This window comes from Candidatus Kirkpatrickella diaphorinae (genome assembly GCF_025736875.1).
Lineage (GTDB): Bacteria > Pseudomonadota > Alphaproteobacteria > Acetobacterales > Acetobacteraceae > Sorlinia > Sorlinia diaphorinae.
On the sequence record NZ_CP107052.1, the window covers coordinates 524,275 to 544,785 of the forward strand.

General features: G+C 57.5%; 15 protein-coding genes and 1 tRNA gene. All 16 read left to right on the plus strand.

Annotated elements, in window-relative coordinates; all coding sequences use genetic code 11:
• Positions 1-44: 44 nt before the first annotated feature.
• The 16 genes from N5W20_RS02365 to parC all read left to right on the plus strand — a co-directional run bounded on the left by N5W20_RS02365 (position 45) and on the right by parC (position 20,492).
• The gene (locus N5W20_RS02365; RefSeq protein WP_319807328.1) at positions 45-683 is read left to right on the plus strand and encodes an ATP-dependent Clp protease proteolytic subunit; all 639 of its coding nucleotides are present in this window, start codon (positions 45-47) and stop codon (positions 681-683) included.
• Between the two features lie 183 nt (positions 684-866).
• Positions 867-2,135, plus strand: a complete 1,269-nt coding sequence (gene clpX / locus N5W20_RS02370) for an ATP-dependent Clp protease ATP-binding subunit ClpX (protein ID WP_319807329.1) — start codon at positions 867-869, stop codon at positions 2,133-2,135.
• 170 nt (positions 2,136-2,305) lie between these two features.
• Complete coding sequence (gene lon / locus N5W20_RS02375) at positions 2,306-4,753, plus strand: endopeptidase La (protein ID WP_408869430.1); 2,448 nt, start codon at positions 2,306-2,308, stop codon at positions 4,751-4,753.
• 220 nt (positions 4,754-4,973) lie between these two features.
• A complete protein-coding gene (locus N5W20_RS02380) occupies positions 4,974-5,258 on the plus strand; it encodes an HU family DNA-binding protein (RefSeq protein ID WP_319807330.1) in 285 nt (94 codons plus the stop codon).
• A gap of 42 nt (positions 5,259-5,300) precedes the next feature.
• Positions 5,301-5,375: transfer RNA gene (locus N5W20_RS02385), tRNA-Val, on the plus strand.
• 22 nt (positions 5,376-5,397) lie between these two features.
• Entirely contained in the window at positions 5,398-6,150 is a 753-nt protein-coding gene (locus N5W20_RS02390; protein ID WP_319807331.1) for a biotin--[acetyl-CoA-carboxylase] ligase, read from the plus strand.
• Positions 6,134-6,925, plus strand: a complete 792-nt coding sequence (locus tag N5W20_RS02395) for a type III pantothenate kinase (RefSeq protein WP_319807332.1) — start codon at positions 6,134-6,136, stop codon at positions 6,923-6,925. Before N5W20_RS02390 ends, N5W20_RS02395 begins: the two co-directional genes overlap by 17 nt.
• 42 nt (positions 6,926-6,967) lie before the next feature.
• Positions 6,968-8,614 (plus strand): ribonuclease J, encoded by a 1,647-nt coding sequence (locus N5W20_RS02400; protein ID WP_319807333.1) that lies wholly within the window; start codon positions 6,968-6,970, stop codon positions 8,612-8,614.
• 63 nt (positions 8,615-8,677) lie between these two features.
• Positions 8,678-9,991: a proline--tRNA ligase gene (proS, locus tag N5W20_RS02405; RefSeq protein WP_319807334.1), complete on the plus strand. Its 1,314-nt coding sequence runs from the start codon at positions 8,678-8,680 to the stop codon at positions 9,989-9,991.
• Positions 9,992-9,993: 2 nt separating this feature from the next.
• On the plus strand, positions 9,994-11,241 hold the full coding sequence (locus N5W20_RS02410; protein ID WP_319807335.1) for a lipoprotein-releasing ABC transporter permease subunit: 1,248 nt from the start codon (positions 9,994-9,996) through the stop codon (positions 11,239-11,241).
• Positions 11,234-11,917: an ABC transporter ATP-binding protein gene (locus N5W20_RS02415; protein ID WP_319807336.1), complete on the plus strand. Its 684-nt coding sequence runs from the start codon at positions 11,234-11,236 to the stop codon at positions 11,915-11,917. Before N5W20_RS02410 ends, N5W20_RS02415 begins: the two co-directional genes overlap by 8 nt.
• A 96-nt stretch (positions 11,918-12,013) precedes the next feature.
• Positions 12,014-15,436, plus strand: a complete 3,423-nt coding sequence (gene dnaE, locus N5W20_RS02420; RefSeq protein ID WP_319807337.1) for a DNA polymerase III subunit alpha — start codon at positions 12,014-12,016, stop codon at positions 15,434-15,436.
• A gap of 175 nt (positions 15,437-15,611) precedes the next feature.
• Entirely contained in the window at positions 15,612-16,400 is a 789-nt protein-coding gene (rpsB, locus tag N5W20_RS02425; protein ID WP_319807338.1) for a 30S ribosomal protein S2, read from the plus strand.
• 95 nt (positions 16,401-16,495) lie between these two features.
• A complete protein-coding gene (gene tsf, locus N5W20_RS02430) occupies positions 16,496-17,401 on the plus strand; it encodes a translation elongation factor Ts (protein ID WP_319807339.1) in 906 nt (301 codons plus the stop codon).
• Between the two features lie 32 nt (positions 17,402-17,433).
• The gene (gene recO / locus N5W20_RS02435) at positions 17,434-18,219 is read left to right on the plus strand and encodes a DNA repair protein RecO (protein ID WP_319807340.1); all 786 of its coding nucleotides are present in this window, start codon (positions 17,434-17,436) and stop codon (positions 18,217-18,219) included.
• Positions 18,220-18,287: 68 nt separating this feature from the next.
• On the plus strand, positions 18,288-20,492 hold the full coding sequence (parC, locus tag N5W20_RS02440; RefSeq protein ID WP_319807341.1) for a DNA topoisomerase IV subunit A: 2,205 nt from the start codon (positions 18,288-18,290) through the stop codon (positions 20,490-20,492).
• Positions 20,493-20,511: the final 19 nt, after the last annotated feature.

Below are 20,511 nucleotides of genomic sequence, written 5' to 3' on the forward strand. Positions count from 1 at the left end.
ATCCGTTATCATGCGGTTTCAGTTGTTTTTAGCGAGGGGTGACTATGTCCATCGAGGATCGCAATCCGTTCGAGATATCCAATAATGCGCTGGTCCCGATGGTCGTGGAACAGACCTCTCGCGGTGAGCGCGCGTTCGATATCTATTCCCGCCTTTTGCAGGAGCGCATCATTTTCCTGACCGGGCCGGTTTATGATCAGGTAGCCTCCCTCATCTCCGCACAATTGCTTTATCTGGAGAGCGTGAATCCCTCCAAGGAGATTTCGTTCTATATCAACAGCCCGGGGGGCGTCGTCTCCGCAGGTTTGGCGATATATGACACGATGCGTTACATCCGGTGCCCCGTCAGCACAGTATGTGTTGGTCAGGCGGCTTCCATGGGCTCCCTTCTGTTGGCGGCGGGAGAAAAGGGGCGACGCTTCTGCCTGCCCAATGCACGTGTCATGGTGCACCAACCTTCCGGCGGGGCGCAGGGCGTGGCAGCGGATATTGAGATCCAGGCGAAAGAGATCCTCATCATTCGCGACCGGTTAAACGAAATTTACCGAACACATACCGGTCGTTCTCTCAAGGAGATTGAGGGCGCGCTTGACCGTGATAATTACCTGTCCGCAGAGCAGGCCTTGAAATTCGGCCTTATTGATGAGGTCGTCGCGCATCGGACGAAAGAGCCGGTAAAATAATTCTCTATTGATTGCATGACGGGTAAACCGCCATAATGTTATTTCCTTATCGGCGCTTCGCGCGGTTTCTGGAGGTTGAAGCTGCATGACGCGCAGTTGCGTGGCGCGTCGACGCGGCAATTTGGTTTGTGTTTCTTCAGAAATGTCGATGTGCAAAAGACGTCTGGGGAAAAAGGAGTGCCTATGAACATCAAGTCCGGCGATTCGAAAAATACGTTGTATTGTTCGTTCTGCGGCAAATCTCAGCATGAAGTGCGTAAGTTGATTGCCGGGCCAACCGTGTTCATCTGTGACGAATGCGTCGAACTCTGCATGGATATCATCCGGGAGGAACATAAATCCCACCTCGTGAAATCGCGGGACGGGGTGCCCACCCCCCGTGAGATCTGCAAAGTCCTCGATGATTACGTGATCGGGCAGGTCCACGCCAAAAAAGCGCTCTCCGTCGCGGTGCATAATCATTATAAGCGCCTGGCGCATGCGCAGAAGAATAATGATGTCGAGATTTCGAAATCGAACATCATGTTGATCGGGCCGACAGGCTCGGGCAAGACGCTTCTGGCGCAGACACTCGCACGCATCCTCGACGTGCCCTTCACCATGGCGGATGCCACGACATTGACCGAAGCCGGTTATGTCGGGGAGGACGTTGAAAACATCATCCTCAAGCTTCTCCAGGCATCTGATTATAACGTTGAGCGCGCCCAGCGCGGCATCGTTTATATTGATGAGATCGACAAGATTTCCCGTAAATCGGATAATCCGTCGATCACGCGGGATGTGAGTGGTGAGGGCGTCCAGCAAGCCCTGCTGAAATTAATGGAAGGTACGGTTGCGTCCGTGCCGCCGCAGGGCGGGCGGAAACATCCGCAGCAGGAATTCCTGCAGGTCGACACCACCAACATGCTGTTTATCTGTGGCGGCGCCTTTGCGGGTTTGGATAAAATTATCGCTGCGCGTGGCAAGGGCTCTGCCATGGGGTTCGGCGCGGAAGTGCGCGGCGAAGATGAGCGTCGTCTGGGTGCCGTCCTGCAGAGTGTTGAACCGGAAGATCTCCTTAAATTCGGCCTGATACCGGAATTTATCGGGCGTATCCCCGTGATCGCCACATTGGAGGACCTTGACCGCGACGCACTCGTCTCCATCCTGTCGACGCCTAAAAATGCGTTGGTCAAGCAATATCAGCGCCTCTTCCAGATGGAAGGTGTTTCACTGACCTTCACCGAGGATGCACTGGGCCAGATTGCGCGGCGGGCGATGGACCGTAAAACGGGCGCGCGCGGTCTGCGTTCGATCGTGGAGAATATTCTTCTCGACACGATGTTTGACCTTCCCGGCCTTGAGAGTGTCGAGGAAGTGGTCGTGAATAAGGATGTCGCTGACGGCAAGGCCAAGCCTGTTTATGTTTACGGCAAAGGTGGCGCTGCCGAGGCGAAGGAGCAATCAGCCTGAAGCGGTGCCGCGCGTCGGCACTGTCTTGAAAAAGGCGCGGATTGTGCACATTTATGGTGCGATAAGTGACCTGCCCGAAAGCAGGGGGGAAACGGCCCGGAATCTGTGCCGATATCACGGGCAGACATGGTGCGATCGTCCATCAGGAGATCAATTTTGTGACGGAAAAAATGAAAGATAGTGGTGAGAAAGCCGTGCCGGACGCGCGTAAAGCCGTCGAGAGTCCGGCAGCCGATTATGTGGCGGTTCTACCGCTTCGCGACATTGTGGTTTTCCCGCATATGATTGTGCCGCTCTTCGTCGGGCGTGAGAAGTCAGTGCGTGCGCTGGAGGCAGTGACCAGTCAGAACAAGCAGATCCTGCTCGTCGCACAAAAGGATGCCTCGCAGGACGACCCTTCCTCCGACGATATTTACGGTTTCGGCACAGTTTCCACGATCCTGCAATTGCTGAAACTTCCTGACGGCACCGTTAAAGTCCTTGTGGAGGGCGTGCGCCGCGCCCGCATCAAATCGTTGCAGGACAGGGACGGACATTTTGAGGCCGTCATTGACGAGGTTGATGACGACCTCAGTGAGGATGAGGAGCTTGACGCGCTTGGCCGGACGGCCATCTCGCAGTTTGAGCAATATGTCAAACTCAATAAGAAGATCGCGCCGGAAGTCATGATCTCGATCGGCCAGATTGAGCAGCCTTCCAAACTCGCGGACACAATCGCCAGTCATCTGACCCTTAAAATCCCCGACAAGCAGAAATTACTTGAGACAATCTCCGTCTCCCAGCGTCTGGAGCAGGTCTTCACGCATATGGAGCAGGAGATTGGCGTCCTCCAGGTTGAGAAACGCATTCGTAATCGCGTCAAACGACAGATGGAGAAGACGCAGCGGGAATATTACCTCAATGAGCAGTTGAAGGCGATCCAGAAAGAACTCGGTGAGGGTGAAGAGGGGCGTGACGAGACGGCGGAAATTGAGGAGAAAATCAAATCCACCCGTCTCTCAAAGGAAGCGCGTGAGAAAGCGACGGGCGAACTGCGCAAGCTGCGGGGCATGAGCCCGATGTCCGCCGAGTCGACCGTCGTGCGGAATTATCTCGAATGGCTCCTCTCACTTCCCTGGAAGAAGCGGAGCAAGATCTCCAAAGATCTCGGCGCTGCCCAACAGATACTCGACACGGATCACTACGGACTCGAGAAGGTCAAGGAGCGGATACTCGAATATCTGGCGGTTCAGTCGCGCGCGCAGAAGCTTAAAGGGCCGATTTTATGCTTCGTGGGTCCGCCCGGCGTCGGTAAAACATCGCTGGCGCGCTCCATCGCGAAATCGATCGGAAGAAATTACGTCCGTATGTCGCTCGGTGGCGTGCATGACGAATCGGAAATCCGTGGTCATCGCCGCACCTATATTGGGTCCATGCCCGGTAAAATCGTCCAGGGCATGAAAAAAGCCAAGACGTCGAACCCGCTCTTCCTGCTTGATGAGATTGATAAACTGGGCTCGGACTGGCGCGGTGACCCTTCTTCGGCGCTGCTGGAAGTTCTCGACCCGGAGCAGAACGGCACTTTCAACGATCATTACCTAGAAGTCGATTACGATTTATCAGACGTGATGTTCGTGACGACGGCGAATAGCCTGAATATGCCCCAGCCTCTTCTGGACCGGATGGAGATCATCCGCATTTCCGGCTATACGGAAGATGAGAAAGTCGAGATTGCCCGGCGTCACCTTGTTGAGAAACAGGCCAAGGCCAATAATCTCAAATCATCGGAATGGTCATTGAGTGACGACGCGCTGCGCGAGATCATTCAGAGTTACACACGTGAGTCCGGCGTCCGTAATCTTGAGCGTGAAATTGCCAAAATTGCGCGCAAGGTTGTCAAAGCCATCGTGACATCGCCGGAAACAAAAAAGATCGACGTCACGGTAGAGAATCTTGCCGGGTTCCTCGGTGTAAAGAGATTTCACCATGGTGAAGCGGAACAGGAAGACCTTGTCGGCATGGTTTCCGGCCTGGCCTGGACGGAAGTTGGCGGCGAGATCCTGACGATTGAAAGCGTGTTGCTGGACGGTAAAGGGCAGGTTAAGGCGACCGGTAAATTGGGGGAAGTTATGCAGGAGAGCGTTTCGGCGGCTTTCTCCTATGTGCGGTCCCGCAGTCCTGAGCTTGGCATCTCGCGCAAAGTTTATGAGACGCGCGACATCCATGTGCATGTGCCGGAGGGCGCCACGCCGAAAGACGGGCCTTCAGCCGGTGTGGCCATGGCCATCTCGATCATCAGCACCCTGACCGGTATCCCGATCCGTCATGATGTCGCCATGACGGGTGAAATCACGCTGCGCGGCCGCGTGCTGGAAATTGGCGGCCTGAAAGAAAAGCTGCTGGCGGCTGTCCGGGCTGGCATCAAAAAAGTGTTCATCCCTAAGGATAATGAGAAGGATCTGGTCGATATTCCTGAAAATGTGAAATCGGCCTTGTGCATCGTTCCTGTCTCACATGTCAGTGAGGTGGTTAATGCGGCCCTGACGAAGCCGGTGACGCCGATCATCTGGTCAAATGAGCCGGATGAAAACTTAACAGGGCGTGAAAATCGGGGTGAGGGGGCAGGGCTGCCACATTAACCCGCGGCGCCCCGATGTCTGTCATCCGTGACATCGGGGAAGCCCTGTGTTGTTTGGGTTTCGCTGGCGTCGTCAAGCGTCAAAATTATCTGTTTTTATAATCTTTCTGGTTTCAGAAGGTGTTGACGTTAAAAAAAACCTCTCCATACTGCACCCGACCGAGGCCGAAAGATTGCGGCTTGGGTCATGTGGTAAAAGGCCCAATTTGGAAAGGCATAAAATGAAAAAACCCCTCAACAAGCAGGAGCTTATTGCGGCTGTCGCGAGTCATGCTGATTTGCCGAAAGCAAAGACGGGTGAAGTTATTGATGCCGTTTTCGAAGTGATCCAGAAAGCCCTTGTCGACAACCAGGAAGTGCGCCTCGTCGGGTTTGGTTCATTCGCGACGGCGACACGCAAGGCGACAAAAGGTCGTAATCCCCGCACAGGTGAAGAAATCCAGATCCCCGCTTCGACTTCCGTCCGCTTCAAGGCCGGCAAAGGCTTGAAAGACGCCGTCGCCTGAGCCAATTTCTGGCACATGTCATCTGCCATGTGCCAACATCATGGGCGATTAGCTCAGCGGTAGAGCGTCTCGTTTACACCGAGAGGGTCGGCGGTTCAATCCCGTCATCGCCCACCATGATATGCTGACAGGGCGCGAATTGTCTAAAATCAAATGGCGCTTGCGTATTTATGAGTCACTCCCATCGACTTCGGCTTTCTGTAAAGAGCAGGCCGAGGCCGGGGCAGCGGAGGGGCTGGCCGTCATGGCCCGTCGGCAGACAGCAGGGCGCGGCACAAAAGGCCGCGTCTGGGTCGCCCCGCCCGGCAATTTGTCATTCTCACTTCTTCTGCGCCCTGCTGACGTCGTTTCCTGCCTTAAAACCCTGCCATTTCTGACGTCAATCGCTGTTTATGAGGCGATACACGCCCTGCTCCCGACAACGGAACTCACGCTGAAATGGCCGAATGACATTCTTCTGCGGGGAGATAAGGTCAGCGGCATCCTCATTGAGTCCAGTCCCGCGCCCGAAGGGTGGGTCGTTGTCGGGATCGGCGTCAATATCCGATCCGCACCTGAAATGCCGGGCCGTCATCTTGCCTGCCTCGCCCAGCTCGGTCTTTCACCTGCGCCGGAAGCCCTCGCCAAGATGATCATGGATCATCTCAGTGCCGGGCTTGCCGCTTTTGCCTCTTCAGGCGCTGATTTCGTGCGGGATGCCTGGCTCTCCCGCGCGCACAAAATCGGGACGCGCCTTGCGGTCACGACGGGAGATGACTATACAGAAGGTTTGTTTCACGGCTTGGGTCCGGAGGGTCAACTTCTGCTTTTGACAGCGGGCAATAAGGTAAAATCGTTCCTGTCGGGTGAAACGTCCATGATGCTACAGGTTCGCGATGCTCCTTGCCATTGATGCCGGCAATACAAATATCGTTTTTGCTCTCCATGACGGGGAGAAATGGCGTGGAAATTGGCGCATATCGACCAATAATCACCGCACTTCCGATGAATATGGTGCTTGGCTGACCACTTTGCTTGAAAAGCAGGGTATTTCATCAAAGCAGATAACGCGGGCGATTATCGGCACCGTCGTTCCGGCCGCGCTCTATCATTTGAGGCTGCTTTGTCGCGCCTGGCTTGATCTTGAGCCCCTCATCGCCAATTCGCGCTCCAATTGGGGGCTTGGCTGCAAAGTTGATACGCCGGATGAAGTAGGTGTTGACCGGCGTCTCAATGGCCTTGCCGCGCATCACATGTTTGGCGGCCCCCTCGTCGTCGTGGATTTCGGCACGGCGACAACATTTGATGTTGTGGATGCGGAAGGGGCTTTCTGCGGCGGGGCCATCGCACCGGGCGTCAATCTTTCACTTGAGGCGCTGCACCAGGCTGCGGCGCGCCTCCCCCGCATCAGCGTCGGCAGGCCGACTTCGGCGATCGGGCGCAACACCATCGTCAGTATGCGCTCGGGCCTCTTCTGGGGTTATGTCGGGCTGGTAGAAGGGATTGTTTCTCAAATAAAAGCGGAGATGAAGACCCCCCTCGCTGTGATTGCGACAGGCGGGCTTGCACCTCTTTTTTCAGAGGGGACGTCGCTTTTTCAGCATGTTGCCCTGACTCTGACACTTGATGGATTGCGCCTCCTTGCAGACAGAAATCCTTCTCAGAATGCCATCGATCGCGATGATTGACATCGAAATTTACCTCTAATTACAACTTATTCTGGAGACTATATGACAGAAACCATCGGCAATTTTGCCTTTCTGCCTCTCGGCGGAACGGGCGAAATCGGCATGAACTTGAATCTTTACATGTTAGACGGGCATTATCTGGCTGTTGATTGCGGGATTGGTTTTTCCGGCAATGACACGCCGGAAGCTGAAATCCTCATGCCCGACCCAAGCTTCCTGGCTGAACGTCACGACCAGCTTTGCGGCCTCGTCGTCACGCATGCGCATGAGGATCATCTGGGTGCGATTGAGCATCTCTGGCCACAATTCAAATGCCCGATCTACGCGACACCTTTCGCCGCTGCCGTTTTGAAGCGCAAGCTTGGTGAAGCCCGCATGCTCGACAAAGTGCAGATCAACGTCATCGCGCCCGGCGCGCGTTTTGAGGTGGGTCCGTTCGATCTGCAATTTATTTCGGTGACGCATTCCGTCCCGGAGGCGCAGTCCCTTGCCATGCGCACGCCCTATGGTAACTACATCCATACGGGCGATTTCAAAATCGATGAGGCCCCCCTCCTGGGCCCGATGACCGATTTCGACAGTTTCCGACAATTAGGGGAGGATGGCGTGCGTGCCGTGATCGGCGACAGCACAAATGTCTTCCGTGAAGGCCCCTCGGGCACGGAACAATCGGTGCGGGAAGGGCTGACCACCCTCATCGCGGACCTGACCGGTCGCGTCGCGGTCACATGTTTTGCCAGTAATGTTGCACGCGTGGAATCCATCGCAATGGCGGCCCGGGCAGCGGGGCGAAAAGTCGTGACAGTGGGGCGCTCCCTCCGCAACCTTGAAGTCGCCGCGCGGGAATGCGGCTATCTGACGGATATTCCGCCTTTTCTGACGGAGCAGGATGCAGCGCATATCCCGGACCGTGAATTGCTTCTGATCGTCACGGGAAGTCAGGGTGAGCCCCGCTCAGCCTTGACGCGGATCGCGGCAGACACGCACCCGAACATCTCCCTCGGGGAGGGTGACACCATTATTTACAGCTCACGTATGATCCCCGGCAACGAGCACGCTGTCATCGCCGTGCAGGATAATCTCTCCCGCCGCGGTGTGCGTGTTTTGACGGATCGTGACCATCCCGTGCATGTTTCAGGTCACGCCACCAGTGGGGACCTGCGCAGACTTTATGAAGTTCTGAAGCCCGAATATGTCGTCCCCACCCATGGCGAATGGCGCCATCTGACAGCCCATGCGGATCTCGCGCGCAAGGTGGGCGCAAAGACCGTGCTGCTTGAGGATGGGGACATTCTGCAACTGGCGCCTGGCAAGCCGGAAATCATCGATACGGCACCGACCGGGCGTTACGTACTGGATGGCAGCCGCATCCTGCCCCTGACCAGCGATGTCCTCGCGGCGCGGCGGCGCATGCTTTATAATGGCATGGTGATTGGCAGCTTCGCTGTCGACGATGAAGGCTTCATGATCGGCCTGCCGAAAATCAGCGCGCCCGGATTGCTTGAAAGCACGGACCCGGAGTCACACCGGATTGTTGAGGATTTCGCCAATGCCATTGACGATATCCCGGATAATATCCGCGCGGAGGATGACGCGTTCCGCGATGCGGCCAAAACGGCGCTGCGACGCGCTCTGGGACGCAAATTGCAAAAGCGCCCCCTTGTGGATGTCCATCTCTTACGCGTTTGATAAAATCTGATAAAACGAGGGTGAGGGTGTTTTTCCTCACCCATCATCATCCCGGAATTCTCCATGCGTCTCACAAAAAGCTTTCTGCCCACCCTCAAAGAGGTCCCTGCTGACGCCCAGATCGCGTCACATCGTCTTATGTTGCGCGCGGGGCTGATCCGGCAGACAGCATCCGGCATTTACGCCTGGCTGCCGGCGGGCCTGCGCGTTTTGCGCAATATAGAGCGCATTGTGCGGGAGGAGCAGAACGCGATCGGCGCGCAGGAAGTGCTGATGCCGACCCTCCAATCCGCCGATCTCTGGCGGCAGTCAGGCCGTTATGATGCGTACGGGCCGGAAATGCTGCGGATCAATGACCGCCACGGGCGCGACATGCTTTACGGTCCGACAAATGAGGAAATGATCACCGAAATTTTCGGGCAGACGGTCAAATCCTATCGTGAGCTGCCGCAATCACTCTACCATATTCAATGGAAATTCCGCGATGAGCGGCGGCCCCGCTTCGGGGTCATGCGCGGGCGGGAATTTCTGATGAAGGACGCTTATTCCTTCGATGCGGATTATGACGGGGCGGTCGTCTCTTACCGCAAAATGATGCTGGCTTATCTCAGGACATTCCAGCGTCTCGGTGTGCGGGCGATCCCCATGCGGGCAGATACCGGGCCGATTGGCGGGGAATTGAGCCATGAATTCCTGATTCTCGCCCCGACGGGAGAAAGCACCGTCTATTTCGACGCGGCGCTGGAGCAGCAGGACTGGCTTGCACAATCAGTTGATCTTGACGATCCTGAGAGTTTAGGCCGGTTTTTCAAAGACGTCACCACCTCTTATGCCGCGACCGATGAGATGCATGACGAAACAGCCTGGAAGACCGTCCCAGCCGACAGGCAGCGGGAAGGGCGGGGAATTGAGGTCGGCCATATTTTCTATTTCGGGGATAAATACACCAGATCAATGGGTGTCTCCGTCAATGGCCCGGATGGGGCGGCGTTTCATCCCCATATGGGATCTTACGGTATCGGCGTTTCCCGTCTGACCGGCGCGATTATCGAAGCGCATCATGACGCGCAGGGCATCATCTGGCCGGAATCGGTCGCGCCCTTCAAAGCTGCGATCCTGAATCTCAAGCCCGGTGACGCGATGGTTGATGAAATCTGCAACAGGTTTAACCATATCGGGGGTGACGCTGTGTTGCTGGATGATCGGGATGAGCGTGCTGGCGTTAAGTTCAATGATGCGGATCTTATGGGTCACCCATGGCAGATCATTGTCGGACCGCGCGGCGCCAAAGAGGGGCGCGTGGAGCTGAAAAACCGTCGCTCCGGTGAAAGGCTTGACCTCAGCGTCGATGAGGCGATTGAAAAGGTTCTGTCGTAAATATGTTCAATGCTTTTGAGAGAAGTGTCGCGGGGAGATATTTGCGCGCCCGAAGGGGTGAGCGCTTTGTGTCGATCATCGCGATTTTCTCTCTCATCGGCATTGCATTGGGCGTGGCGACGCTGATCATCGTCATGGCGGTCATGAATGGTTTCCGTGATGACCTGATGTCCCGCGTCCTCGGTTTAAATGGTGAGCTGAATATTTACTCAGGCCGCCATGTCATTACCGCCTATCAGGACGATGTCGCCCGGATCCGCGCGATCAAAGGCGTTACGCGCGTCACGCCCATGGCAGAGGGGACGATATTGCTCGACGCTGCGGGCTATAGTGCTGGCGGTTTGATGCGCGGCATCTCAGCAGGTGATTTCGCCGCGCTTCATGCTTTAAGCGATAATATCGTCGCCGGACGGCTGGAGGATTTTCACGGGCCGGACGCCATCGCCATCGGGGCGGCTTTATCGACGAAATCAGGGCTGCAACTTGGCAGCAAAGTGACGCTGCTTTCCCCCCAGGGACGCGCAACGCCCTTCGGCACCATGCCACGCATCCGAAGTTACACGGTTTCCCTTATTTTCGATGCCGGGGTGAATGATTATGACTCCAGCATTGTCTTCCTGCCATTGGAGGCGGCGCAGAAATTTCTGATGACGCCCAACGGCGTGTCCTTCATTCAAGTCGGGCTGGATGACCCGATGAAGGCCCGGGCGGTCGGCCGTGAAATAGCGCAGCGACTGGGTGACCCGCAATTGCGCGTCATGGATTGGACGCGCAGCAATAATGCTTTTCTCGGCGCGTTGGATGTGCAGCAGAATGTCATGTTTCTGATCCTGACGCTGATCATCCTTGTCGCGGCCTTTAATGTGATTTCCTCCATGATCATGATGGTTAAGGATAAAACGCGGGATATTGCGGTGTTGCGCACGCTGGGTGCGACGCGCGGCGCGATCATGCGCATTTTCCTGATGTGCGGCGCCTCTGTCGGGGTTTGCGGCACGATGATCGGCTTTATCATCGGTGTCGTTTTCTGCCTCAATATTGAGCGCATCCAACATGGCATTGAGCATCTGACCCACACAAATCTCTTCAATCCCGAATTTTACTATCTTGAGCATCTGCCCGCACATCTTGTCTGGTCTCAGGTTATGGATGTGCTTGTCCTCTCACTCATTCTGTCATTCAGCGCCACCCTTTACCCCGCCTGGCGGGCAGCGCGGACGGACCCGGTCGAGGCTTTGCGTCATGAGTGAGCCGCCCGTTTTCTCCCTCTCCAACATCGTCAAAATTTACGAGTCCGGCGATGAAAAACTGCGCGTCCTTGATGGGGCATCGATCACCCTCCAGGAGGGCGAAATCGTCGCGCTCATCGCCCCCAGCGGGACAGGGAAATCGACCTTGCTGCATATTGCCGGATTGCTGGAGCGCCCCGATGCGGGACAGATCGCGATTGCAGGGCGCGACGTAACGCGCTTCTACGATGCGGAGCGTTCAGCCCTGCGCCGGGATGAAATCGGGTTTGTCTACCAATTCCATCACCTCCTCGCTGAATTCACCGCGCTGGAGAATGTCGTGCTCCCTCAACGTATCGGGCGTGTGCCGGCTTCGGTCGCGCGCAGAAATGCAGCGGATCTGCTCGCGCAATTCGGCCTGTCTCATCGTCAGGACCATCTACCCGGTCGCCTCTCCGGCGGGGAGAAACAGCGCGTGGCGATTGCCCGCGCCCTGGCCAATCACCCCAAAATTATCCTCGCTGATGAGCCGACGGGAAATCTCGACGGCAAAACATCTGACCTCGTTTTTGATAACCTGCTGGAGGTGGTGCGCAAAGCGCGCGCAACGGCGTTGATCGCGACCCATAATGAGGCGCTGGCCCGACGCATGGACCGCGTCATCGCCTTGCAGGACGGGAAACTTCACACCGTCTGAGCAGCCCCTTCCGCAGACTCGCGGCGTCACCGGGGCGATGACATTCCGCGCACGATTTTGATGCCGTCGGGCGCGTGTGTCTGATATTGTGACGTCATGTCACATGCCGATTTCGTTCACCTCCGTAATCACTCTGCCTACTCCCTCAGTCAGGGGGCGATTCGGATACCGGATCTGGTCGATCTGGCCGTCGAAAGTGCGATGCCGGCGCTGGCGCTGACGGATACGGGCAATCTCTTCGGCGCCCTCGAATTTTCGCAATATGCGGTCAAAAAGGGCGTGCAGCCGATTATCGGATGTCAGCTCTCCCTCACATTGGACGACCCGGCCGCGACGGCGCAACTCTCAGAAACGCTCGTCCTCCTTGCCCGCAATGAAAAAGGGTTGGAGAATCTCCAATTCCTCTCCTCCGAAGGCTTTTTGACGTCGGACCCTGGTGACCCGACTCTATCGCTGGAGGCGATCTGCGCCCGCGCTGAAGGGTTATTTCTGCTGACGGGGGGCACGCGCGGGCGGCTTTTCCGCCTGCTTGCGGCGGGCATGGAAGATGAGGCGACGGCGCTCCTCCAGACCCTCACATCGCACTTTAAAGATAATATGGCGATCGAACTCCATCGGCATGGCCACGCGCAGGAGCAGGCGGTGGAGCCAGGTCTGGTCGCCCTGGCGGACCGATTCAGCCTGCCGCTTGTCGCCACGAATGAGTGTTTTTTCGCGCGTCCGCAAATGTATGAGGCCCATGATGCCTTACTTTGCATCGCGCAAGGGCGCACCATGGCGGAGGATGATCGCTGGCGCGTAACGGACCAGCATTGGTTCAAACCACCGTCTGAAATGCGTAAAATCTTCGCGGACCTCCCCGAGGCTTGCGATAATACGCTGATGATCGCTCGCCGCTGCGCCGTGGCAGTCGATACGCGTGACCCGCTCCTGCCTGTCTGCCCCAAAGTGGATAAAGGCGCCAATGAGGATGAGACGCTCCGCAAAATGGCGCGGGAAGGGCTGGAAGCGCGTCTGGCACGCCGACAATTATCAGCGGAAAAACGCGCCCTTTATGTTGAGAGATTGGAGACGGAACTCGATATTATCCAATCCATGGGTTTCCCGGGTTACTTTCTGATCGTTGCGGACTTCATCCAATGGGCGAAAAGTCATGACATCCCGGTTGGGCCGGGGCGTGGTTCGGGCGCGGGGTCACTCGTGGCGTGGGCTTTGACGATCACCGATCTCGACCCCATTCCATTCAATCTCCTCTTTGAACGCTTCCTCAACCCTGAGCGCGTTTCCATGCCGGATTTCGATATCGATTTCTGTCAGGACCGGCGTGATGAGGTGATCCGCTATGTGCGCGGGGAATATGGGGGGGAACGCGTCGCGCAGATCATCACGTTCGGTAAATTACAGGCGCGTGCGGCGGTGAGGGATGTCGGGCGCGTGCTTGGCCTGCCATTCGGGATGGTCAACCGCGTCGCGGAGCTGATCCCGAATAACCCGGCCAAACCCGTCACATTGAGTCAGGCCATTGATGGCGAGCCGCGCCTGCAGGAAATGCGCGATAATGACGAGACATTGCGCCGCCTGCTTGAAATCGCGCTCCAATTGGAGGGGCTGTTCCGCCATGCCTCGACCCATGCGGCCGGTGTCGTGATCGGGGATCGCCCCCTCGTTGAACTCGTCCCGCTTTACCGAGACCCGAAAAGCGACATGCTCGTCACGCAGTTCAACATGAAATTTGTTGAGCAGGCCGGGTTGGTGAAATTTGATTTCCTTGGCCTGACAACGCTGACCATCCTCAAACGCGGTGTTCGCTTTCTGCACCAGCAGGGGATCGACGTGGATATCACCGACATCCCCCTCGATGATGCACCGACTTACGCCATGCTGGCCCGTGGCGATTCCGGTGGCGTGTTCCAGTTCGAAGGCGCGGGGATGCGCGACGTGCTGAAACAGATGCGCCCGACAAGATTTGAAGATCTCATTGCCGCCGTGGCGCTCTACCGTCCGGGCCCGATGGCCAATATCCCGGATTACTGCCTGCGCAAGCACGGTGCCGACTGGGCCCCGCCCCATGAGGATATTCGCGATATCCTCGAAGAGACATACGGCATCATGGTGTATCAGGAACAGGTGATGCAGATTGCGCAGAAACTGGCGGGATACAGCCTCGGCGCCGCGGACCTTCTGCGGCGGGCCATGGGGAAAAAGATCCGGTCGGAAATGGACACGCAGCGGGAGATTTTCGTCGCCGGGGCGACAGCGCGCGGCGTTGAGGCGGGACAGGCTGCTGAAATCTTCGATTTAATGGCGCGATTTGCGGATTACGGCTTTAATAAATCTCACGCGGCCGCTTACGCACTGGTTTCCTATCAGACAGCATGGATGAAGGCGAACCACCCCGTGGCCTTCATAGCGGGATGCATGTCACTCGCGCGGGAAAAAACGGAGAAGCTCGCGGCTTTGTGTCAGGAAGCGCGCCATATGGGCATTTCCGTTTTGCCCGTGGATATTAATCGCTCCGAAGCTGATTTCTCCATTGAGAAGCAGAAAGATGGCAGTTACGCCGTGCGTTACGCCCTTGCGGCGGTTAAACGCGTCGGGTTCGCGGCGATGGAGACGCTTGTTCAGGCCCGTGGGGATCGGGCTTTCCGGGATATTGCGGATTTCACGGCGCGTTGCGATGCGCGCGCGCTGAATAAGGCGCAGATTGAGAATCTGGCGAAAGCCGGGGCGTTTGACAGCCTCCACCCGGACCGCGCCGCCGTCTTTGCCAGTGCTGAGACGATCATGCGGCGGAGCCAGTCCCAGACGCAGGAGGCGGCGTCCGGTCAGATCGGGTTGTTTGGCGGCGCGCCGGAGGCGGATGACCTGCGTCTGGCCCATGTCAAACCCTGGACGGCGTTTGAACGCCTGGCTTCTGAAGCCGAGGCGGTGGGTTTCCACATGACCGGCCACCCATTGGATGCCTACCTCTCCGTCATCAAGCGCACGAAAGCGCTGACATCTGCCAGCCTCGCCGCCGCAGCGGCGGCCAATCCCGGGCGGGTGCGGATTGCGGGATGTGTTGTTGATAAAAAAGAGCGCCCGACGCGCAGCGGCAGTAAAATGGCGTGGCTCCGCCTTTCCGACCCGACAGGAGGGTGTGAGGTCACGTTATTTTCCGAAGTGCTGAATCGCTGCCGTGACCTGCTGGTGCCGGGGCGGGCAGTGATGGTGACGGCAGACTTGCGGCAGGATGGCGAGGCCCTGCGCTTGACCGCGACGGAGGTCATGGACCTTGAGGATGCCGCGGCGCAACATGCTGGTGAAATGCGCGTCTGGGTCAGTGACATCGCGGCGATTGAAGAAATCAAGAGCGTGTTGGAACAGGCAAAAGGCGGGCGCGGCAAAGTTGTGCTCGTGCCCGTATTGGATGATCTGCGCGCTGTCGACATCACCTTACCCGCCTCTTATCGCGTCACACCCCGCATGGGGGAGCGGATCGATGCGGTGCGCGGGGTGGAGCGGGTTGATCACCTGTAGAGCCGCAAACATCACGGATCACGGTGCCGATCCCGCTTGAAATAACCGCCTTTTGCCGCTATATCAGCCCCATGCGCCCGTAAAGGCGCGTAATTCGCACGCATGAAGCAGAATTTCTGGTGCTCCTTTCGGGGCAAATCATGCGGAGGTTTAACCAGAGAAAAGGATCAGCCACATGGCGATGCCCGAATTCACCATGCGTCAGCTTTTGGAAGCTGGCGTGCATTTTGGTCACCACACACGTCGTTGGAACCCGGCCATGGCCCCCTATCTTTTCGGGGTGCGCAACCAGGTTCATATCATTGACCTTCAGCAGACCGTCCCGATGCTGGACCGCGCCTTGCGGGCCGTGCGCGATACGGTTGCGAGCGGGGGGCGTGTGCTCTTCGTCGGCACGAAGCGCGCTGCGGCAGAGCATGTTGCTGAGGCGGCACAGCGTTGCGGACAATATTACGTCAATCACCGCTGGCTCGGCGGCATGTTGACGAACTGGAAGACCATCACCGGCTCCATCAAACGTCTGCGCCAGATCGATGAAACCCTTGCGGGCGACACAATGGGGCTGACCAAAAAAGAAGTCCTTGACATCACGCGCGACCGGGAAAAGCTTGAGCGCTCCCTCGGCGGTATCAAGGAAATGGGCGGCCTGCCCGATATCCTGTTTGTGATCGACACAAATAAGGAGAAGCTCGCGATTGAGGAAGCCAATAAACTGGGCATTCCGGTCGTGGCCATCCTCGATAGTAATTCGGACCCTGCGGGCGTGACCTACCCCATCCCGGGTAATGACGACGCCATCCGTGCCATCACGACTTATTGTGACCTTGTGGCGCGGTCCGTCCTTGATGGTATCTCCGCGGAGATGGCGGCATCCGGCGTTGATGTCGGTGCTTCGGAAGAGCTGCCGACGGAAGAAGCCGTGGCGGCGACGGAAGAGGCTGCGGGCGAGGCGGCTTCAGCCTGATTGGCATCGGCGCCTGCGGGCGCTGACATCATCATAATGGCGCGCCCGCCGCGATCGGCCGAGGCGCGCCGTTTCTATCTGAAGGAAAGAGGGATATGGCTGAAATCACGGCAGCTCTGGTGCGCGAACTCCGCGAGAAAACCGGCGCGGGGATGATGGATTGCAAAAAAGCGCTGACCGAAGCCAATGGCGATATGGAAGGCGCAATCGACTGGCTCCGCACGAAAGGCCTGTCCCAGGCCGCGAAAAAATCGGGCCGCACCACGGCGGAGGGCCTCGTTGCCGTCGCGTCAGGAGATAAAAAAGCCGCGATTGTTGAGGTCAATGCGGAAACCGATTTCGTGGCGCGTAATGAGGCGTTTCAGGATTTCGTCGTTGCCGTCGCGCATGTCGCGCTTGAGGTCGGTGACGATCTTGAGACGATCAAACAATATAAGCTGAAATCCGGCCGCAGCGTGGCGGATGAGCTGACCCATCTGATCGCAACGATCGGTGAGAACATGGCGCTGCGTCGCGCCCGCGTGCTGAGCGTCCCGAAAGGTGTCGTGGCGAGTTACGTCCATGGTGCGCTGAAGCCGGGCCTTGGCAAAATCGGCGTGCTGGCGGCGCTTGAGGCTGAGTCGGAGAGCGAGGCGATCCTGACGCTGGGCCGTCAGATCGGCATGCATGTCGCGGCGACGCGTCCCAACGCCGTCGATGTCGCCTCGATGGACCCGGAGACGGTCGAGCGGGAAAAAGCCGTGCTTGTTGAGCAGGCGAAGCAATCCGGCCGCCCTGAAGCGGTAATCGAGAAAATGATCGAAGGCCGCATCCGGAAGTTCTATGAAGAAGTTGTTCTTCTTGAGCAGGTCTGGGTTCATGATGGTGCCACACGCGTCGCGAAGATCGTGGAAACGGCGGGCGCTAAGCTTCTTGCGTTTGAGCGCTTCCAACTCGGTGAAGGGATCGAGAAGGAATCGAGCGACTTTGCGGCAGAAGTCGCGGCTGCAGCGGGCAAATAAAAGCCCGGCAAATGATCGATGGATGATGGCAGATGCAGCTTGATTGCTCTGCCATCGCCCTCTCATGTCGGCGCTATGGTGAAGGCGCCGCCATCGTTCATCTTTACACGGCTGAGCTTGGCCGTATCGCCGCCTATGTCCATGGCGGCGCATCAAGGCGTCAGGCCGCAATCTGGCAGGCCGGCGCCCTTATCTCATGCCATTATACGTCCCGTTTACCTTCGCAACTTCCGCAGGTCAGCGGTGAGACGATGCTGGAAACAGCAGCATTCCTCATGGATCGCCCCGCCATCCTTGCCATGGTCAATGCGCTGGCCGCGTTGACTGACCAGGCGCTGCCGGAGGGGGAGCCCCAGCCCGGTTTCTTTGCCGAAACCGTCTCAACGCTCGTTGCTTTGACGCGCGGCCAGGGGGATGCGGCGTCGATGGCCTATTTGCGGTGGGAGTGTGCGTTGCTGCAGGCAGCCGGTTTCGGGCTGGATTTATCATCCTGCGCCGTGACGGGTACGACAGAAAATCTCGCTTACGTCTCGCCGAAATCCGGGCGCGCTGTTTCTGCGGATGCTGCCGGGAAATGGCGTGACCGCCTCCTGCCCCTGCCTGAATTTATGCTGATGACGTCCGGCACGCCGTCGGACGCGCCCGTCACTGCCCGGGAGATACGGGATGGCGCGCGCCTGACGGCTTATTTCCTTGCGCAACATGTATTCGGCGCGCGGCACCTCCCGATCCCTTCGCCGCGCCAGCTTTTACAGGATCGGCTCGAAAAAGCGGTGCCTGATTTTAACGGAACGGCAGAGAACACAGCGCAAGATTGAAACAGCCCGCATCTACTGGCATTTATGTCAGCAAGGCGCGTATTGCCGTGAGATAAGGAGAGGTCGGGATGGAAAGTGATGCTGCGGGGCGGATCGAGGATGCCCGACTTTCCGAGGCGCTGAGTGAGCGCTATCTCGCTTACGCCATGTCCACCATCATGGCGCGCTCTCTACCGGATGTGCGGGACGGCCTCAAACCGGTCCATCGTCGCCTGCTTTACGCCATGCATCAATTGAAGCTTGACCCGACTTCCGGCTTTAAGAAATGCGCGCGCGTGGTCGGGGATGTGATCGGTAAATTCCACCCTCACGGAGATGCCTCGGTTTATGAAGCGCTCGTCCGCCTGGCGCAGGATTTCGCCGTGCGCTACCCGCTTGTTGAAGGGCAGGGCAATTTCGGGTCGATCGACGGTGATAATGCCGCGGCCATGCGTTACACGGAATCACGCCTGACCGTTTTTGCCTCGGCGCTTCTGGATGGGATCGGTGAGGACACGGTCGACTTCCGACCGACTTACGATAATGAAGAGAGTGAGCCGGTGGTAATGCCGGGTGCCTTTCCCAACCTTCTCGCCAATGGGGCTGCCGGGATCGCTGTCGGGATGGCCACCAGCATTCCACCGCATAATGCCGCCGAATTATGTCAGGCGGCGGCGCATCTCATCAAAACGCCCCATGCCACAACGCGTGACCTCATGGCTTTCGTCCCCGGCCCCGATTTTCCCACGGGTGGGCGCCTTGTTGAAGATCCGGAGACCATTTTACAGGCTTATGAAACCGGGCGCGGCAGTTTAAGGACGCGGGCCAAATGGAGTCAGGAGCATGGACGTTTCGGCTCCTGGACCATCATCGTGACGGAAATCCCCTATCAGGTGCAGAAATCCAGATTGATCGAGCAGATTGCTGAACTTCTCGAGCAACGGAAACTCCCCCTCCTTGCGGACATCCGGGATGAAAGCACAACGGATATTCGTCTCGTGCTGGAGCCTAAATCCAAGACCGCCAACCCGGATGTGCTGATGGAAACATTATTCCGGCAGAGCGCACTTGAGAGTCGTTTCAGCCTGAATATGAATGTCCTGGACGCGGAGCGCGTACCGCGTGTGATGGGGCTGAAGGAAATTCTGCGCCACTGGCTTGACCATCGTCATGAAGTTCTCAAGCGTAGGTCTCAATATCGCCTGAATGCGGTTGAGAAACGGCTTGAAATTCTGGAAGGCTTTCTTGCCGTCTACCTCAATCTTGATGAAGTGATCCGCATCATCCGGGAGGAGGATGACCCTAAGCAAAGTCTCAAAGATGCTTTCGGGCTGACGGAATTGCAGACGGAATATGTCCTCAATATGCGTCTTCGTTCCCTCCGCAAGCTGGAGGAGATGGAAATCCGCAAGGAGCGCGATGGGTTGGCGACGGAGCAGACAAGTTTAAAGGCGCTGCTCGATAGTGAGAGAAGGCGCTGGACGCGCATTTCGAAAGAGCTTGAGGAGACGACCCGCGTTTTCGCGAAAGGGCCTTATGGCCCCCGGCGCACCATGATTGACGCGCCCCCTCCTTCAATTGATTTGTCCTCCGCGGAAGAGGTTGAGAAGGAACCTCTCACCATCATCCTGTCCCGCGAAGGGTGGATACGCGCCGTACGTGGCCATGGCATTGAAGTTGAGAGCCATAAATTCAAGGAAGGCGATGGTTTCCGTCAGCAGGTCGCCTGTCAGAGCACCCAGCGCATCTGCATCCTCACCTCTGACGGGCGCGCTTTCACGATCAAGGCGGCGGAATTGCCGCGCGGGCGGGGCTACGGCCAGCCTATTCGTCTACTCGCGGATATTCCGCAGGATGCGGATGTTGTTTCCCTCTTCGTCATTGAGGGTGATGGCAGGCAACTCATCGCAACCCGATCCGGCCGGGGACTGGTCATCACCCATCAAGACCTTATTGCGGAGAAACGAACCGGCAAGCAGCTTGTCAATCTCCGTGACGGTGATGCGGTTTTTGCGTGCATCAAGGCGGCGGGGACGCATGTGCTGACATTGGGTGAAAACCGGCGCGCCCTGATTTTCCCGCTTGACCAGGTGCCCGTCCTTTCACGCGGTCAGGGTGTGACATTGCAGAAATTCGCACATGGCGGGCTGGCGGATATCAGGGTTATGGATTTGGCGGAGGGGTTGATCTGGGCAGAGGGGCAGAAACGTCGCGTGGCGGCGGATCTCGATGGACTGGTCGGGCGGCGGGCCTTGCAGGGCCGCCCCGCGCCCGTCTGGATGAAGCCGATTTAACGGCGCGCCTAACTCTTCT

Coding starts and splice junctions, on each gene's coding strand:
- N5W20_RS02365 (WP_319807328.1), top strand. CDS start 45: ATGTCCATCGAGGATCGCAATCCGTTCGAGATATCCAATAATGCGCTG.
- clpX (WP_319807329.1), top strand. CDS start 867: ATGAACATCAAGTCCGGCGATTCGAAAAATACGTTGTATTGTTCGTTC.
- lon (WP_408869430.1), top strand. CDS start 2,306: ATGAAAGATAGTGGTGAGAAAGCCGTGCCGGACGCGCGTAAAGCCGTC.
- N5W20_RS02380 (WP_319807330.1), top strand. CDS start 4,974: ATGAAAAAACCCCTCAACAAGCAGGAGCTTATTGCGGCTGTCGCGAGT.
- N5W20_RS02395 (WP_319807332.1), top strand. CDS start 6,134: ATGCTCCTTGCCATTGATGCCGGCAATACAAATATCGTTTTTGCTCTC.
- N5W20_RS02400 (WP_319807333.1), top strand. CDS start 6,968: ATGACAGAAACCATCGGCAATTTTGCCTTTCTGCCTCTCGGCGGAACG.
- proS (WP_319807334.1), top strand. CDS start 8,678: ATGCGTCTCACAAAAAGCTTTCTGCCCACCCTCAAAGAGGTCCCTGCT.
- N5W20_RS02410 (WP_319807335.1), top strand. CDS start 9,994: ATGTTCAATGCTTTTGAGAGAAGTGTCGCGGGGAGATATTTGCGCGCC.
- N5W20_RS02415 (WP_319807336.1), top strand. CDS start 11,234: ATGAGTGAGCCGCCCGTTTTCTCCCTCTCCAACATCGTCAAAATTTAC.
- dnaE (WP_319807337.1), top strand. CDS start 12,014: ATGTCACATGCCGATTTCGTTCACCTCCGTAATCACTCTGCCTACTCC.
- rpsB (WP_319807338.1), top strand. CDS start 15,612: ATGGCGATGCCCGAATTCACCATGCGTCAGCTTTTGGAAGCTGGCGTG.
- tsf (WP_319807339.1), top strand. CDS start 16,496: ATGGCTGAAATCACGGCAGCTCTGGTGCGCGAACTCCGCGAGAAAACC.
- recO (WP_319807340.1), top strand. CDS start 17,434: ATGCAGCTTGATTGCTCTGCCATCGCCCTCTCATGTCGGCGCTATGGT.
- parC (WP_319807341.1), top strand. CDS start 18,288: ATGGAAAGTGATGCTGCGGGGCGGATCGAGGATGCCCGACTTTCCGAG.